Genomic DNA, 16,780 nt, shown 5'->3' on the forward strand with positions numbered 1-16,780 from the left:
CAGATTTCTTATTTTGCTGATTCAACAGCAGCAATCATGCGTACGACGTCGACGGTTTCCGGGACATCGTGCACACGCAAAATTCTCGCGCCTTTAATCATCGCCATTGCAGCCAGGGCAAGGGCGCCGTAAAGCCGTTGATCCACCGGCTTGTCCAGCACTTTGCCGATCATACTCTTGCGAGAGACGCCAACCAGCAACGGCCGGCCCAGCACATGCAAGGCCTCCATGTGCTTGAACAGGCTGAGATTGTGTTCAAGGGTCTTCGCGAAACCGTAACCAGGATCGAGGATGATCTTTTCGGCGCAGATTCCGGCGGCGACACAGGCATCCATCCGCTCCTGAAGGAACGAACTGACCTCGCCGACTAGATTCTCGTAATGGGGATCATTCTGCATGTCAGTCGGCTCGCCACGCATATGCATTAGACACACAGGCAAGCCTGTGGCGACTGCGGCGTCGAGCGCGCCGTCGCGACGCAGCGATCGCACATCATTGATCAAGCCCGCGCCGAGCCGCGCAGTCTCGCGGATGACCGCAGGCGTGGAGGTATCCACCGAAATGATCACATCCAGCTCGCGACTGATTGCCTCGACGATGGGCGCCACGCGCTCGAGCTCTTCAACCGGAGAAACGGCACGAGCGCCGGGGCGCGTGGACTCACCGCCAACGTCGATCAACGTCGCCCCCGCAGCAACCATTTGCGCCGCATGACGCAAGGCAATGTCACGCTGGGCGAATCTGCCGCCATCGGAGAACGAATCGGGGGTGATATTGAGGATTCCCATGACGTGAGTCCGGGACAAATCAAGAACCCGGTTGCCGCAAGGCAACCGGGTTGGGTACAGCGCAGAAGTCATGTCAGGCCTTAGTGTTCAGCAGCTGGACCGCCAATCGGAGTTTCCGGGCGCGGACCGACCGGAGCGGTCGGCGTGCCGGAAGTACCGGAGCCACCTTCCCAGTCACGCGGTTCGCGCGGAGCGCGGCCCGCCATGATGTCATCTATCTGCTCGGCATCGATGGTTTCATACTTCATCAACGCGTCAGCCATCGCATCCAGCTTGTCGCGATTGTCGGTGAGAATCTGTTTCGCCGTGCCATAGCACTGGTCGATGATGCTGCGCACTTCGGAGTCGATCATCTTCGCGGTTTCACCCGAGAGACTTGAGCTCTGACCGCCACCACCACGACCCAGGTAACCGCCATCTTCATCTTCGGAGTACATCAGCGGACCCATTTTCTCGGACAGGCCCCACTTGGTGACCATGTTCCGCGCAATCTGGCTCGCACGCATGATGTCGTTGGACGCACCGGTGGTGACACCGTCGAAGCCCAACGTCATTTCTTCAGCGATACGACCGCCATACAGCGAGCAGATCTGGCTGATCAGGGCGCGCTTGGACAGGCTGTAGCGATCCTCTTCAGGGAGGAACATGGTCACACCCAGAGCGCGACCACGTGGAATGATCGAAACCTTGTAGACCGGGTCGTGCTCAGGCACAACGCGACCCACGATGGCGTGACCAGCCTCGTGATAAGCAGTGTTCTGCTTCTCTTTCTCGGACATGACCATCGATTTGCGCTCGGCGCCCATCATGATCTTGTCCTTGGCCAGTTCGAATTCTTTCATTTCGACGATGCGCTTACCGACGCGAGCGGCGAACAACGACGCCTCGTTCACCAGGTTAGCCAGATCGGCACCGGAGAAGCCAGGTGTGCCACGTGCGATAACGGCAGGATTGACGTCGTCACCCATAGGCACTTTGCGCATGTGGACTTTCAGGATCTGCTCGCGACCGCGAATATCCGGCAGGCCCACGACGACCTGACGGTCGAAACGGCCTGGACGCAGCAGCGCAGGGTCGAGCACATCCGGACGGTTAGTCGCAGCGATGACGATGATGCCATCGTTCATCTCAAAGCCGTCCATCTCCACCAGCAACTGGTTGAGGGTCTGCTCGCGTTCGTCATGACCGCCGCCCATGCCGGCGCCACGATGGCGACCGACAGCGTCGATTTCGTCGATGAAGATAATGCAAGGCGCGTGCTTCTTGGCCTGTTCGAACATGTCACGAACGCGGCTTGCACCGACGCCCACGAACATCTCGACGAAGTCGGAACCGGAAATGGTGAAGAACGGCACCTTGGCTTCGCCGGCAATAGCCTTGGCCAGCAAAGTCTTACCAGTACCTGGAGGGCCAACCATCAGAACGCCACGAGGGATACGACCGCCCAGACGCTGGAACTTGCCCGGATCACGAAGGAATTCGACCAGCTCGCCTACCTCCTCCTTGGCCTCGTCACAGCCTGCGACGTCAGCCAGCGTGGTCTTGACCTGATCTTCGGAAAGCAGGCGCGCCTTGCTCTTGCCGAAGCTCATCGGCCCACCCTTGCCTCCCGCACCACCTTGCATCTGGCGCATGAAGAACATGAAGACAGCGATGATCACGAGGATCGGGAAGCTGGCAACCAGCAACTGAGTCCAGATGCTCTGCTGCTCAGGCTGCTTGCCTTCAATCACGACATTGTTGTCGACCAGATCACCGATCAGGCCGTTGTCCTGAATGGCGGGACGAATGGTCTTGAAGGTGTCGCCGTCGCTGCGCTTGCCCGTGATGACGTAGCCGTCAACGGCAACTTTCTCGACCTTGCCATCCTTCACCTGCTGGATGAACTCGGAGTAGTTGAGGGTCTGCGGCTCGTTCGGGCTGGAGAAGTTGTTCATCACGGTCACCAGGACCGCAGCGATGATCAACCACAGGATCAAATTCTTTGCCATATCGTTCAATTAGCTACCCTCTGAAGCAAGCTCCACGCTGGAGCGTGCCTCGCATGATATTCACCGGCCTAACTTACTACAGATCCTACAGGTGCGGCAGGCGGCGTCTGTAACCCTTTGTGAAACTTTGACTACAAGATGTTCGTTACGACTCGTAAATAAAGCCATTTGAAAAAAACTATTGCCCTTACTCGGAATCGCCCGGTGCCTCATAACCGCCCTTGAAACCGCGGCCAAGAAGGTACTGCTCGCGAGAGCGGTCACGGGAGGACAGAGGCTTGCGCATCTGTACCTTGTCGAACATTTTGCGAACCTCCTTGTGGTACACGTCGAAACCTTCACCCTGGAAGACCTTGATCAGAAAATCACCACCCGGACGCAGAACCCGACCCGCCAGGTCGAGCGCCAACTCGCAAAGGAACATGGCGCGTGGCATATCCACAGCGCTCAATCCACTCATATTGGGGGCCATATCGGAAATCACAAGGTCTACTTGAGTATTACCGATCGCCGCGAGGATCTGCTTGAACACCTCATCCTCGGTGAAATCCCCTTGAATAAAGGTCACATCCGGGATGCTGTCCATCTCCAGAATGTCGGATGCAATCAAACGACCTTTACCACCAATCAGACGACTGGTCACCTGAGACCAGCCTCCAGGGGCAGCACCAAGGTCGACAACCGTCATGCCGGGACGAATGATTTTGTCCTTCTCCTGGATTTCCAGAAGCTTGTAGCTGGCACGGGAACGGTAGCCATCTTTCTGTGCCATTTTGACGTACTTGTCGTCGAAATGTTCTCTCAGCCAGTTATGGCTGCTCTTGGAACGCTGCGCCACGGGGCACCTCGATGATATGCGTCGTGATTAACTGGGCGGAGCCACGAGCCCTCGGGTAAAATGGCCGCCAATTTTACAGAATCAGACGAAAAGGGTCAGATTATGCCGCTCACTAACGAGCAGAAGAAACAGTACAAATCCATTGGACACGACCTGAAGCCGGTCCTGATGGTTGCCGGCAACGGCCTGAGTGAGGGCGTGCTGGCCGAGCTTGATCGCGCTCTGGTAGATCATGAACTGATCAAGGTTCAGATCAAGCTGGAAGACCGCGACGATCGCCGCGCCGTCATTGAAGAACTTTGCAAACACGGTCGCGCGGAACTCGTGCAGACCATCGGCAAAATGGCGCTGATCTATCGCAAGAACCCGCAGCCTAACAAACAGCTGTCCAACATTCACCGCTACAAATAACGGTGATGCCTGCCAGCGGCGCGGTTCACGCGCCCTGACCGGGATTTACCGAGTGCCCGCGTTAAGCAGCGAAACGTACGGCACCGCGAAATACTTCCGCGCACCATCCCCTCGCCCAACCGCGAAAACCATCCCTTCAAAGGGATGGCGCCCGCAGCCACAGTCAAACGTGCTTGACCACGACAATCTCGTACTCGATCACACCGCTCGGCGTTTTCACAGCGACCACATCGCCCTCTTCCTTGGCGATCAAGGCGCGAGCGATTGGCGACCCGACGGAAATCTTGCCTAGCTTGATATCCGCTTCATCTTCGCCAACGATCTGATAGGTCACGCTTTCGTCGGTCTCGACGTTGGCGATTTCCACGGTAGAGCCAAAGATGACCTTACCTGTGTGGGCGATCGTTGTAACGTCGATGATGACCGCATTCTGCATGCGGCCCTCGATGTCACGGATACGCGCCTCGACCATGCCCTGCTGTTCGCGAGCAGCATGGTATTCAGCGTTTTCCTTCAAGTCACCCAACTCGCGCGCAGTACCGATGTCCTGGCTGAGCTTTGGGCGAACCACCTTGGTCAGATGGGTCAGTTCTTCTTCCAGAGCGCGAGCGCCCTGGACTGTCATGGGGTACTTGATCATGCTTTCAATCCTGCATGCAGATCCTGCAAGCGGCGAACGGTTTTTTCAGGACCGAACTTCAGCGCTTCACAGATGGCCTCGCCCGCAGCAATGGTAGTGGTGCAGTAGATCTTGTGCTGCAAGGCGTTACGACGGATGGAGTAGGAATCCGCGATCGACTGACGACCCTCGGTGGTGTTGATGATCAGAGTGACTTCGTCGTTCTTGATCATGTCGACCACGTGCGGGCGGCCTTCGGTCACTTTGTTGACACGACGGACTTTCAGGCCCGCAGCCTCGATCAGTCGCGCAGTACCGGCAGTGGCAACGACTTCGAAGCCCAGCTCGATCAGGTCGCGCGCAACGCCAGCCACCAGAGGCTTGTCGTCGTCACGGACGCTGATGAACGCGGCACCGCCAGTCGGCAGAACCTCACTGGCGCCCATCTGGGCCTTGGCGAAGGCCTCGCCGAAGGTGTCACCGACACCCATGACTTCGCCTGTGGATTTCATCTCAGGGCCAAGGATCGGGTCAACGCCAGGGAATTTGGCAAATGGGAACACCGCCTCTTTCACGCTGTAGAAGTTCGGGATGATTTCCTTGGTGAAGCTCAGTTCTTTCAGGGTTTTGCCCGCCATGACGCGTGCCGCGATCATCGCCAGAGAAACACCGATGCACTTGGAAACGAACGGCACAGTGCGAGAGGCACGCGGGTTCACTTCGATGACGTAGATGTCCTCGCCCTGCAACGCCAGCTGCACGTTCATCAGACCCACGACACCCAGCTCCAGGGCCATCTTCTTGACCTGCTCACGCATCTCGTCCTGGATGTGCGCAGGCAGCGAGTATGGCGGCAGCGAGCATGCGGAGTCACCGGAGTGGACGCCCGCCTGTTCGATGTGCTGCATGATTGCGCCGATGACCACGTCGGTGCCGTCACATACAGCATCCACGTCCATTTCAATCGCGCAGTTGAGGAAGTGATCCAGCAGCACCGGGCTGTCGTTGGACACTTGAACCGCTTCACGCAGGTAGCGCTTGAGTTCGTCTTCCTGGTAAACGATTTCCATTGCACGACCGCCCAGTACATAGGACGGACGAACGACCAGCGGGTAGCCGATCTTGGCAGCCGCGCGAATCGCTTCGTCTTCGCTGCGTACGGTGGCGTTCGGCGGCTGACGCAGGTTCAGGCGCTCGACCATTTGCTGGAAGCGCTCACGGTCTTCTGCGCGGTCGATAGCGTCAGGGCTGGTGCCGATGATCGGCACGCCAGCGGCTTCCAGAGCGCGAGCGAGTTTCAGCGGAGTCTGACCGCCGTACTGAACGATCACACCTTTCGGCTTCTCGACGCGAACGATTTCCAGCACGTCTTCCAGGGTCACTGGCTCGAAGTACAGGCGATCTGAGGTGTCGTAGTCGGTCGACACGGTTTCCGGGTTGCAGTTGACCATGATGGTCTCGTACCCATCTTCACGCAGCGCCAGCGCGGCATGTACGCAGCAATAGTCGAACTCGATGCCCTGGCCGATACGGTTAGGACCGCCGCCCAGAATCATGATCTTGTCACGAGCCGAAGGATTGGCTTCGCACTCTTCCTCGTACGTGGAGTACATGTACGCGGTGTCGGTCGCGAATTCGGCTGCGCAGGTATCGACGCGCTTGTAGACCGGATAGATGTCCAGCTTGTGACGATGCGCGCGCAGACTCTTCTCGGTCACGCCCAGCAGCTTGGCCAGACGCGCATCGGAGAAGCCCTTGCGCTTGAGACGGAACATCACGTCACGATCAATGGCCGACATGCCCATGGTCTTGACCTTCTCTTCTTCCTTGATCAGATCTTCGATCTGGACCAGGAACCAAGGGTCAATCATGTTCATGCCGAAAATCTGCTCGACGGTCATGCCTGCGCGGAAAGCGTCGGCCACGTACCAGATGCGCTCAGCGCCCGGAACGGTCAGCTCGCGCTTGAGGATGCTCGCGCTTTCAGGGTCGGCCAGATCCAGCTTCGGATCGAGGCCGCTGACGCCGACTTCCAGACCGCGCAGAGCTTTCTGCAGAGATTCCTGGAAGGTACGGCCGATAGCCATCACCTCGCCTACCGACTTCATTTGGGTGGTCAGGCGCGCATCAGCCTTGGAGAACTTCTCGAAAGCGAAACGGGGCAGCTTGGTCACGACGTAGTCGATAGACGGCTCGAACGAGGCCGGGGTCTTGCCGCCAGTAATGTCGTTCTGCAGTTCGTCAAGGGTGTAACCGACAGCCAGCTTGGCCGCAACCTTGGCGATCGGGAAGCCAGTCGCCTTGGAGGCCAGCGCCGAGGAGCGGGAAACGCGCGGGTTCATCTCGATCACGACCATACGGCCAGTGTCCGGGCAGATACCGAATTGCACGTTGGAACCACCGGTTTCAACGCCGATCTCGCGCAGGACCGCCAGCGAGGCGTTACGCAAGATCTGGTATTCCTTGTCGGTCAGGGTCTGCGCCGGCGCTACGGTGATGGAGTCACCGGTGTGCACGCCCATCGGGTCGAAGTTTTCGATGGAGCAGACGATGATGCAGTTGTCCTTTTTGTCACGGACAACTTCCATTTCATATTCTTTCCAACCGATCAGGGATTCGTCGATCAGCAGCTCTTTGGTCGGAGACAGGTCCAGACCGCGAGCGCAGATTTCTTCGAACTCTTCGCGGTTGTAAGCGATACCGCCACCGGTGCCACCCATGGTGAAGGATGGGCGGATGATGCACGGGAAGCCCAGCTTCTCGAGGACTGCATTGGCCTCTTCCATGCTATGGGCGATGCCGGAACGCGGGCATGCCAGACCGATGGACTTCATGGCCTTGTCGAAACGCGAGCGATCTTCAGCCTTGTCGATGGTGTCGGCGTTGGCGCCAATCATCTCAACGCCGAATTTCTCCAGAACGCCTTCGCGCTCCAAGTCCAGTGCGCAGTTCAGCGCGGTCTGGCCACCCATGGTCGGCAGCAGTGCGTCCGGACGCTCTTTTTCAATGATCTTGGCAACGGTCGCCCACTTGATCGGCTCGATGTAGGTGGCGTCGGCCATGGCCGGGTCGGTCATGATGGTGGCCGGGTTGGAGTTCACCAGGATGACGCGGTAACCCTCTTCGCGCAGTGCCTTACAAGCCTGGGCGCCGGAGTAGTCGAATTCGCAGGCCTGGCCGATCACGATCGGGCCAGCACCAAGAATCAGGATGCTTTTAATGTCTGTACGTTTTGGCATGGGTTGTCACTCGAATCCTGTGTCAGTCGGCAAGCCGTCTTGAACATTCTCTGAGGTGCCGGGCGGGATGTCGGATGTTTCCGTCCCGCCGCTGGCACCTGCTCGCTACAGTCGCAAGTCCGCCGCTTAGCGGCGCTTGGCCATGGCTGTGATGAAGCGATCAAACAGCGGGGCAACGTCGTTCGGGCCCGGGCTCGCTTCAGGGTGGCCCTGGAAGCTGAACGCGTCCTTGTCGGTGCGCTCGATACCCTGCAGGGTGCCGTCGAACAGCGACTTGTGGATGGCGCGTACGTTGCCAGGCAAGGTGCTTTCGTCTACCGCGAAACCGTGGTTCTGGCTGGTGATCATGACCACGCCTGTGTCCAGATCCTGGACCGGGTGGTTTGCACCGTGGTGGCCGTGACCCATCTTGACGGTCTTGGCGCCGGAGGCCAGAGCCAACAGCTGGTGGCCCAGGCAAATGCCGAACACCGGAATTTCGGTCTGCAGCACATCCTTGATGGCCTGGATCGCGTAGTCGCATGGCTCGGGGTCGCCCGGGCCGTTGGACAGGAACACGCCATCAGGATTGAGCGCCAGCACTTCGCTGGCTGGCGTCTGGGCCGGCACCACAGTCACGCGGCAACCGCGCTCGACCAGCATGCGCAGAATGTTGGTCTTGACGCCGTAGTCATAGGCAACCACGTTGTACGGCAGGTCAGCAGCAGCGATTTCTGGATGGCTATCGGTTTTCAGGCTCCAGACGCTGGAGCGCCACTCGTAGCTCTTCCTGGTGCTGACTTCTTTCGCCAGATCCATGCCTTTCAGGCCCGGGAAGCCGCGAGCAGCAGCGATGGCGGCTTCTTCGGTGATGTCGTCGCCGGCCATGATGCAGCCGTTCTGCGCACCTTTCTCACGCAAAATGCGGGTCAGGCGGCGGGTGTCGATGCCAGCGATGGCAACCACGTTGTTGGCTTTCAGATAGTCAGCCAGGGACATCTTGTTACGCCAGTTGCTCGCCACCAGAGGCAGGTCACGAATCACCAGACCCGCCGACCAGACGCGATCGGATTCGGCGTCTTCCGGCGTGGTGCCAGTGTTGCCGATGTGAGGGTAAGTCAGGGTGACGATTTGCTGGGCATAGGAAGGATCGGTAAGGATTTCCTGATAGCCGGTCATTGCGGTGTTGAACACCACCTCACCAACGGTCTGACCGTCGGCTCCAATGGCTTCGCCGCGAAAAATGCTGCCATCAGCAAGGGCGAGTATGGCTGGCTTAGTCAAGAAGACCTCCCGTAATAAAGCCTGAAAGGGCGATCGCAGGTTGTAAAAAAGCGGAATGACGTATAGACACGTCACCCCGCTTTTTTTCATCGAATTATCTGCGCGCTTTTAGTGGACACACTAAAGCTGTAGCTTACAGAAAAGGGCTTTTTTAATCCACCGCTAAAACGCCTTTAAGGCTCGGGAATGCGACAGGACATCGCTTAGCGGGTCAAAACTGCGGGCAGGATACAGGTAAAACCCCTTTCCTGCCCGCATTGTTGCGGCTTCCATGAGCGGATCAATGCAGATCCAGTACATCCTGCATGTCGTACAGGCCAGCCGTTTTGCCGTCGAGCCACAATGCCGCACGAACGGCACCCTTGGCGAATGTCATGCGACTGGATGCCTTGTGAGTGATCTCCAGGCGCTCGCCTTCAGCGGCGAAAAGCACCGTGTGATCACCGACCACATCGCCGCCACGCACCGTAGCGAAACCGATGGTGTCGCGCTCACGAACGCCGGTGTGGCCCTGACGCCCATAAACCGCAACCTTGCTCAGATCCCGCCCTAACGTGTTAGCGATCACCTCACCCATGCTGACCGCAGTACCCGACGGGGCGTCAACCTTATTGCGATGATGCGCTTCGATAATCTCGATATCGGCATCCTCACCCATCACCCGCGCGGCCAGTTCCAGCAGCTTGAACGACAGATTCACACCCACACTGAAGTTGGACGCGAAGACGATCGGAATTTCCTTGCTCGCCTCTGCCAGCACGTGCTTCTGCTCGGCCGTCAGACCCGTGGTGCCAATGACCATAGCCTTGCCCGCCTTGCGGCAGAAAGCCAGGTTCTTCAGCATGACGTCGGGCAGCGTGAAGTCGATCAAAACGTCAAACTCGTCGGCAACCTGCTCCAGATTGCCGGTCAGCTGAACACCAATACGGCCCAGCGAAGCCAGTTCACCAGCGTCAGCTCCAATCATCGTGCTACCCGGACGGACAATTGCAGCAGTCAGGCCTGTCAGGGGCGCGCGCTCCTGAACAGCCTCGACCAGATGCTTGCCCATGCGCCCGGCAGCGCCCATCACAGCAATACGTCGCATGCGTTATTCCTTAGAGGTCGCCGAAGAATCGCTTCACGCCTTCGAACCAGCCACTGGCCTTGGGCGAATGCGAGCTGTCGCCTTCCAGCGAGGCACGGAACTCTTCGAGCAGTTCGCGCTGACGACGCCCCAGATTGACCGGGGTCTCCACCGCCACACGACACATCAGATCGCCCGCACCGCCACCACGGACGGGCGCGACACCCTTGCCACGCAGACGGAACTGCTTGCCGGTCTGAGTTCCCTCGGGAATCTTCAGTTTGACGCGACCGTCGAGGGTCGGCACTTCCAGTTCGCCACCCAGCGCAGCATCGGTGAAGCTGATCGGCACTTCGCAATACAAGTGCTTGCCATCGCGCTGAAAGATCGCGTGCTCGCGCACGTTGATCACCACGTACAGATCGCCCGTCGGGCCACCTTGAACACCCGCCTCGCCTTCGCCCGACAGGCGAATGCGGTCGCCGGTGTCAACGCCAGCCGGAACCTTGACCGACAGCGTCTTGTACTCTTCGACACGGCCTTCGCCATGACAGGAGTCGCAAGGGTCGGAAATGATCTTGCCGTTGCCATGGCAACGCGGGCAGGTCTGCTGTACAGAGAAGAAGCCCTGCTGCATACGAACCTGACCAATACCGCCACAGGTCGGGCATGTGACTGGCGAGGAGCCTTTCTTGGCGCCGCTGCCATCACACGGCTTGCAGTTCACCAGCGTTGGCACGCGAATGCTGACCGTGGTGCCGCGCACGGCTTCCTCAAGGTTCAGCTCAAGGGTGTAACGCAGGTCACTGCCACGCTGTGCGCCGCCACGACCACCGCCACCCGCCCGGCCACCGCCGAAGAAGTCGCTGAAGACATCGCCGAAGATGTCGGAGAAATTGGCGCCGCCGCCGCCGAAACCGCCACCGCCCATGCCTTGATCGACACCGGCATGGCCGTATTGGTCATACGCCGCGCGCTTGCTGGCGTCGGACAACACTTCGTAGGCTTCGTTGGCTTCCTTGAAGGCATCTTCCGAGGCCTTGTCGCCCGGATTGCGGTCAGGGTGATACTTCATCGCGAGACGACGGTATGCCTTTTTCAGGTCCGCCTCGCTGGAGCCGCGCTCCACCCCCAATACTTCGTAATAGTCACGCTTTGACATAAGTTATCTGCACTCTTGAGGACGTCCGACATGACCCTCCTGAGTCTGCCGAACTCGTTGAGCCCCTTTCAGGCCCGGACCCAACTCACGTCAATTCAACGATCCTGGTCTTGGTTCAACGGCCTTCTATCGACCGAGAAAAGCGGCAGAACAAGCCGGATTGCAGGAGCTTCCGGCTTTGCCACGAGGCTCGCGAGCACAGCTCGCGAACCTTGAAAATTTTGGGTGTTCCAGACACGCCAACGCGGGAGCAAGCTCCCGCGCGGCGACATCCTACCAGCGACCACTCGAAAATGGTCAACCGGCGATCAAGTGAGCCTGCGCTTACTTGTGGTCTTTGACTTCTTCGAACTCAGCGTCGACGACATCGTCAGCCGGCTTGCTTTCTTCCTGAGCGGCCTGTGCACCTTCAGGCTTCTCGGCCTGCTCGGCGTACATCTTCTGAGCAACAGGTGCGGAGACTTTCGACAGCTCTTCGACTTTCGCGTCGATAGCAGCCTTGTCGTCGCCTTTCACGGCAGCTTCCAGAGCGACCACGGCAGCTTCGATCGCGGTCTTCTCTTCGGCAGTGACCTTGTCACCCGCGTCAGCGACCATTTTGCGAGTCGAGTGAACCAGTGCGTCGCCTTGGTTGCGAGCCGATGCCAGCTCCTCGAACTTGCGGTCTTCGTCGGCGTTGGTTTCAGCATCGCGAATCATCTGCTGAATCTCTTCCTCGGACAGACCGGAGTTGGCCTTGATCACGATCGACTGAGTCTTGCCGGTAGCCTTGTCTTTCGCACCGACGTGCAGGATGCCGTTGGCGTCGATGTCGAAGGTCACTTCGATCTGAGGCACACCACGTGGAGCCGGTGGAATCTCGGCCAGATCGAACTTGCCCAGCGACTTGTTCTGTGCGGCTTGCTTGCGCTCGCCTTGCAGAACGTGAATGGTCACAGCGCCCTGGTTGTCGTCGGCAGTCGAGAACACCTGCGATTTCTTGGTAGGAATCGTGGTGTTTTTCTCGATCAGCGCAGTCATCACGCCGCCCATGGTTTCGATACCCAGGGTCAGCGGGCTGACGTCCAGCAGCAGCACGTCCTTAACGTCACCCGCCAGAACCGCGCCCTGGATGGCAGCACCCATGGCAACAGCTTCGTCTGGGTTGACGTCTTTACGAGCTTCTTTGCCGAAGAATTCGGTCACTTTCTGTTGAACCAGCGGCATCCGGGTCTGACCGCCGACCAGGATCACATCATTGATCTTGCCGATGTCGATACCGGCGTCTTTCAGAGCGATGCGGCAAGGCTCGATGGTGCGCTGAACCAGGTCTTCAACCAGCGATTCCAGCTTGGCGCGGGAGATTTTCACGTTCAGGTGCTTGGGACCGGTGGCGTCTGCTGTGATGTACGGCAGGTTCACGTCGGTCTGCAGACTGGACGACAGTTCGATCTTGGCTTTTTCAGCGGCTTCTTTCAGGCGCTGCATCGCCAGCGGGTCGCCCTTGAGGTTCATGCCGCTTTCTTTCTTGAATTCGTCAACGAGGTAGTCGATCAGACGAATGTCGAAGTCTTCACCACCCAGGAACGTATCGCCGTTGGTGGCCAATACTTCGAACTGGTGCTCGCCGTCGACTTCGGCAATTTCGATGACCGAAACGTCGAAGGTACCGCCACCCAGGTCATAAACGATGACAGTGTGGTCGCCCTTCGCTTTGTCCATACCATAGGCAAGAGCGGCTGCGGTTGGTTCGTTGATGATGCGTTTTACGTCCAGACCCGCGATACGGCCGGCGTCTTTGGTCGCCTGACGCTGGCTGTCGTTGAAGTAAGCCGGAACGGTGATGACCGCTTCGGTCACGGTCTCGCCCAGGTAATCTTCGGCGGTTTTCTTCATCTTCTTCAGGATTTCCGCGGAAATCTGAGGAGGCGACATTTTCTGGCCGTTCACTTCAACCCAGGCGTCACCGTTGTCAGCCTTGGCGATTTTGTAAGGCACCATCTTGATGTCTTTCTGTACGACTTCTTCGTCGAAGCGACGACCGATCAGACGCTTCACCGCGTACAGAGTGTTGTGCGGGTTGGTCACAGCCTGACGCTTGGCCGACTGACCCACCAGGATTTCGCCGTCGTTGGCGTACGCAACGATCGAAGGGGTGGTACGCGCGCCTTCGGCATTCTCGATAACCTTGACGTTACCGTTTTCCAGAATGGAGACGCAGGAGTTGGTGGTCCCCAGGTCGATACCGATAATCTTGCCCATCTTTGACTCTCCCGAAACTTTAATTAGGTTGCCGCAACTGCGTTTACAAATTGCGGTAATTCTTTAAACGCATGGCCTGTAAATGGGGGCCACTCAGCTGATTTCAAGCCTGCTCGTCAATTGACGGTGCAACAGGCGACGGTGCCTTGCTGACCACGACCATGGCCGGGCGCAGCAGACGACCGTTAAGCTGATAACCCTTCTGAAACACCTTCAGTACGCTGTTCGGCTCGACGTCAGCGCTTTCCTGCATCGCCATTGCCTGATGATGCTCGGCATTGAATGGCTGGCCGTGTGGATCGATGGCCTCCAGGTGATAACGCTTGAGGGTGTCGGCGAACATCTTCAGGGTCAGCTCGATGCCTTCGCGCATCGGACGGATGCTTTCGTCATCCGGGTTGGACAGGTCCAGACCACGCTCGAGGCTGTCGACGATCGGCAGCAGGTCGCCGGCGAACTTCTCCAGCGCGAATTTGTGGGCCTTCTCCACGTCCTGCTCTGCACGCCGGCGGACGTTCTGCAGATCCGCAGCGACACGCAGAGACTGGTCCTGCGCCGCAGCCAGTTGCTCTTCCAGCACTTGCACACGGGTTACCAAATCTTCACCGGAGGTCGCCGCCTCGGCAGCCTGATCCTGAGCCTGCGTATCCGGGTTCTGTTCGTCAGCCATAGTTCTCTCCTTCTAATTACGTCCGTGAGCTCAACTCACGCTTCTGCCCGGCTATATGGGGCCGTAATTTTCGGCTTCAAGGGGTTTGGGTGCGGGATCCGGCGAATAACCCTACAAATTTTCCGACATGACCCGTTTCATAACGCGGCCGGTAAAAATCGGGCATCAGTGCTAAAAACTTCTTCGAGCCTGCCAAATCGAGCTAAGCGCGGGCATTGTCAGCCCAAAGCAAAACACTGTATAAATAACCAGACAAATCGCTTGGGAGCCGCCCATATGCTGGTGCACCTGTCCATACACAACTACGCCATCGTTGAACACCTCGATCTGGAGCTGGATCGTGGCATGAGCGTGATCACCGGGGAAACCGGCGCCGGTAAGTCGATCATGCTCGACGCGCTGGGCCTGACCCTGGGCGATCGCGCCGACAGCGGCGTGGTGAGACCGGGCGCCGACAAGGCGGATATCCTTGCGACATTCGATGTTTCGGACATTCCGGAAGCCGACGCCTGGCTCAAGGAGCGAGACCTCGAGACCGATGGCCCGTGCATTCTGCGCAGAGTGATCACTGCCGAAGGCCGCTCCCGCTCTTATATAAATGGGACACCCTGCCCACAAGGTGACCTGAAGGCACTGGGCGAACTGCTGATCGATATCCACAGCCAGCACGAACATCAATCGCTGCTCAAGACCGACACCCATCGTCGGCTGCTGGACGAATATGCGGGCGCAACCGATCTCGCCCGTCAGGTCCAACTGGCCGCCCAGCGCTGGCGCCAGACCCGTCAGGAGCTTGAGCGCCTGGCGAACTCTGGCGATGAGCAACGCGCAAAGCATCAATTGCTGAGCTATCAGCTGGAAGAACTCGAAAGCCTGAGCCTGGGCGAAAACGAACTCGAATATCTGGAGCAGGAACAGACCACTCTCACCAACGCCGAAAGCCTGCTGGGCATTTGCCGACAAGTGGTCGAGCTCTGCAGCGAGAGTGACTCGGGCAACGCGCTCAACGCCCTCACCGCAAGCCTTAACCGGCTGACCAGTGTGAACAATTCGCCTGATGCGCTGAACGAGGCCACCAACCTGCTCTCCAGTGCGCAGATCCAGGTCGAAGAAGCGGTCGGTGAAATCAACCGGTTTCTGGACCGTTTCGAGGCCGATCCGGCGCGCCTGCAACAGATCGAGGAACGTCTCGATACGATTTACACATTGGCGCGCAAACATCGCGTGCATCCGAACGAGGTCCCGGCGCTCCACCAGAAGCTGCTGGACGAGATCGAAACGCTGAATGCCAATGACGAAGCCATAGAGCGCCTTGAGCATGAACTCGGATCCTACGCCCGCCACTACCAGGAAAAGGCTCGCGAATTAAGCGATCTGCGCCATCGCGCCGCGCCCGAACTGGCCCACGCGGTGGAACATGAAATCCAGCGCCTGGGCATGCCCGGAGGCCGCTTCAACATTGAGTTGCGACAAAACATAGACAAAGAGCTGTCGCCTCATGGTCTTGAACAGGTAGAGCTGCTGGTGAGCGCCAACCCGGGCCAACCGCTCAAGGCGCTGGCAAAGGTGGCGTCCGGTGGCGAGCTGTCGCGGATCAGCCTGGCGATTCAGGTCATTACCGCTCAAACCTCTCGCGTACCGACACTGGTATTCGACGAAGTTGACGTTGGCATTGGAGGCCCGACGGCGGAAATCGTGGGTCAGTTGCTACGCCGGCTCGGAGAGCGTGGGCAGGTCATGACCGTCACCCACCTGCCGCAGGTCGCCGCTCAAGGACATCAACACCTGTTCGTGCACAAGGTTCGCGACGAAGAGGCCACCCGCACGGCGGTGTCCAAGCTCAGCAAAAGCGAGCGTGTAGAGGAGGTGGCGAGGATGCTGGGCGGGATCGACCTCACCAAGGAATCTCTGGCACACGCGAAGAAGATGGTTGTGGCAGCGAAATCCTGATCAGGTGGCAAAAACAACAAAGGCGACCCGAGGGTCGCCTTTGTTTTGTTTCAAAAAAAGACTTACGCCTTTTTCGTACGTACGTAGAGCACCAGATTGTGGTCCACCAGCTCGAAGCCGTGTTTCACCACAATGGCTTTCTGCAGCTTCTCGATCTCTTCGTCGAAGAACTCGATCACCTCGCCGGAATCCACGTTGACCATGTGGTCGTGGTGGCCTCCGTCAGCCAGTTCGAATACGGCATGACCGCCGTCGAAGTTGTGGCGAACCACCAACCCGGCTGCTTCGAACTGAGTCAAAACACGGTAAACCGTTGCCAGACCGACGTCTTCGTTGGCCTCCATAAGCGCCTTGTAGACGTCTTCCGCGCTCATGTGGCGCTGCTCTGCAGAATCGAGCATTTGAAGGATCTTGACCCGTGGCAGGGTCACTTTAAGTCCAGCTTTGCGTAGTTCGCTATTTTCAACCATGGTCAGCTTTCTCGCAGACGCTGCTTCGCAGCTTCTCTTAATGCAGGTATGATCGGGGTTTACGTTGTCCCA

General features: G+C 58.4%; 13 protein-coding genes. 2 read left to right on the forward strand and 11 right to left on the reverse strand.

The features are described from left to right. Window positions 1-8 precede the first annotated feature (8 nt). The 3 genes from folP to rlmE form a co-directional block, all read right to left on the reverse strand. Window positions 9-860: a dihydropteroate synthase gene (gene folP, locus BWR59_RS15810; RefSeq protein ID WP_081566582.1), complete on the reverse strand. Its 852-nt coding sequence runs from the start codon at window positions 858-860 to the stop codon at window positions 9-11. A gap of 8 nt (window positions 861-868) precedes the next feature. After that, window positions 869-2,779, reverse strand: a complete 1,911-nt coding sequence (gene ftsH, locus BWR59_RS15815; RefSeq protein ID WP_081566583.1) for an ATP-dependent zinc metalloprotease FtsH — start codon at window positions 2,777-2,779, stop codon at window positions 869-871. A gap of 187 nt (window positions 2,780-2,966) precedes the next feature. Beyond that, on the reverse strand, window positions 2,967-3,617 hold the full coding sequence (gene rlmE, locus BWR59_RS15820; RefSeq protein ID WP_081566584.1) for a 23S rRNA (uridine(2552)-2'-O)-methyltransferase RlmE: 651 nt from the start codon (window positions 3,615-3,617) through the stop codon (window positions 2,967-2,969). Between the two features lie 102 nt (window positions 3,618-3,719). Between rlmE and yhbY the strand changes: the two genes are divergently transcribed. After that, window positions 3,720-4,028 carry a ribosome assembly RNA-binding protein YhbY gene (gene yhbY, locus BWR59_RS15825; protein WP_081566697.1) on the forward strand — a complete coding sequence of 103 codons (309 nt, stop codon included), beginning with the start codon at window positions 3,720-3,722 and terminating at the stop codon, window positions 4,026-4,028. A gap of 163 nt (window positions 4,029-4,191) precedes the next feature. Here yhbY and greA read toward each other — a convergent pair whose 3' ends face one another. The 7 genes from greA to grpE all read right to left on the reverse strand — a co-directional run bounded on the left by greA (window position 4,192) and on the right by grpE (window position 14,288). Then, window positions 4,192-4,668, reverse strand: coding sequence for a transcription elongation factor GreA (gene greA, locus BWR59_RS15830; RefSeq protein WP_081566585.1), 477 nt, complete (start codon window positions 4,666-4,668; stop codon window positions 4,192-4,194). Continuing rightward, window positions 4,665-7,886: a carbamoyl-phosphate synthase large subunit gene (carB, locus tag BWR59_RS15835; RefSeq protein WP_081566586.1), complete on the reverse strand. Its 3,222-nt coding sequence runs from the start codon at window positions 7,884-7,886 to the stop codon at window positions 4,665-4,667. Before carB ends, greA begins: the two co-directional genes overlap by 4 nt. A gap of 126 nt (window positions 7,887-8,012) precedes the next feature. Then, a complete protein-coding gene (carA, locus tag BWR59_RS15840) occupies window positions 8,013-9,149 on the reverse strand; it encodes a glutamine-hydrolyzing carbamoyl-phosphate synthase small subunit (protein WP_081566587.1) in 1,137 nt (378 codons plus the stop codon). Window positions 9,150-9,429: 280 nt separating this feature from the next. Then, window positions 9,430-10,236, reverse strand: coding sequence for a 4-hydroxy-tetrahydrodipicolinate reductase (gene dapB, locus BWR59_RS15845; protein WP_081566588.1), 807 nt, complete (start codon window positions 10,234-10,236; stop codon window positions 9,430-9,432). Window positions 10,237-10,246: 10 nt separating this feature from the next. Next, complete coding sequence (dnaJ, locus tag BWR59_RS15850; RefSeq protein WP_081566589.1) at window positions 10,247-11,377, reverse strand: molecular chaperone DnaJ; 1,131 nt, start codon at window positions 11,375-11,377, stop codon at window positions 10,247-10,249. A 324-nt stretch (window positions 11,378-11,701) separates the two neighbouring features. After that, window positions 11,702-13,618 (reverse strand): molecular chaperone DnaK, encoded by a 1,917-nt coding sequence (gene dnaK / locus BWR59_RS15855; RefSeq protein WP_081566590.1) that lies wholly within the window; start codon window positions 13,616-13,618, stop codon window positions 11,702-11,704. Window positions 13,619-13,721: 103 nt separating this feature from the next. Further along, complete coding sequence (gene grpE, locus BWR59_RS15860) at window positions 13,722-14,288, reverse strand: nucleotide exchange factor GrpE (RefSeq protein WP_081566591.1); 567 nt, start codon at window positions 14,286-14,288, stop codon at window positions 13,722-13,724. Window positions 14,289-14,564: 276 nt separating this feature from the next. On the opposite strand from grpE, the gene recN reads away from it, so the two are divergent. After that, entirely contained in the window at window positions 14,565-16,238 is a 1,674-nt protein-coding gene (gene recN / locus BWR59_RS15865; protein ID WP_081566592.1) for a DNA repair protein RecN, read from the forward strand. Window positions 16,239-16,300: 62 nt separating this feature from the next. On the opposite strand, the gene fur is transcribed toward recN, so the two are convergent. Next, window positions 16,301-16,708 carry a ferric iron uptake transcriptional regulator gene (fur, locus tag BWR59_RS15870; protein WP_081566593.1) on the reverse strand — a complete coding sequence of 136 codons (408 nt, stop codon included), beginning with the start codon at window positions 16,706-16,708 and terminating at the stop codon, window positions 16,301-16,303. Between the last annotated feature and the right edge of the window lie 72 nt (window positions 16,709-16,780).

This window comes from Pseudomonas sp. Bc-h, from assembly GCF_002080045.1.
In the GTDB taxonomy this organism is placed as follows: domain Bacteria; phylum Pseudomonadota; class Gammaproteobacteria; order Pseudomonadales; family Pseudomonadaceae; genus Aquipseudomonas.

What these genes read in the sequence shown, in the direction of transcription:
- yhbY (WP_081566697.1), top strand. Translation starts at nt 3,720, where the DNA reads ATGCCGCTCACTAACGAGCAGAAGAAACAGTACAAATCCATTGGACAC.
- dnaJ (WP_081566589.1), bottom strand. Translation starts at nt 11,377, where the DNA reads ATGTCAAAGCGTGACTATTACGAAGTATTGGGGGTGGAGCGCGGCTCC.
- carB (WP_081566586.1), bottom strand. Translation starts at nt 7,886, where the DNA reads ATGCCAAAACGTACAGACATTAAAAGCATCCTGATTCTTGGTGCTGGC.
- ftsH (WP_081566583.1), bottom strand. Translation starts at nt 2,779, where the DNA reads ATGGCAAAGAATTTGATCCTGTGGTTGATCATCGCTGCGGTCCTGGTG.
- folP (WP_081566582.1), bottom strand. Translation starts at nt 860, where the DNA reads ATGACTTCTGCGCTGTACCCAACCCGGTTGCCTTGCGGCAACCGGGTT.
- grpE (WP_081566591.1), bottom strand. Translation starts at nt 14,288, where the DNA reads ATGGCTGACGAACAGAACCCGGATACGCAGGCTCAGGATCAGGCTGCC.
- dapB (WP_081566588.1), bottom strand. Translation starts at nt 10,236, where the DNA reads ATGCGACGTATTGCTGTGATGGGCGCTGCCGGGCGCATGGGCAAGCAT.
- recN (WP_081566592.1), top strand. Translation starts at nt 14,565, where the DNA reads ATGCTGGTGCACCTGTCCATACACAACTACGCCATCGTTGAACACCTC.
- fur (WP_081566593.1), bottom strand. Translation starts at nt 16,708, where the DNA reads ATGGTTGAAAATAGCGAACTACGCAAAGCTGGACTTAAAGTGACCCTG.
- dnaK (WP_081566590.1), bottom strand. Translation starts at nt 13,618, where the DNA reads ATGGGCAAGATTATCGGTATCGACCTGGGGACCACCAACTCCTGCGTC.
- greA (WP_081566585.1), bottom strand. Translation starts at nt 4,668, where the DNA reads ATGATCAAGTACCCCATGACAGTCCAGGGCGCTCGCGCTCTGGAAGAA.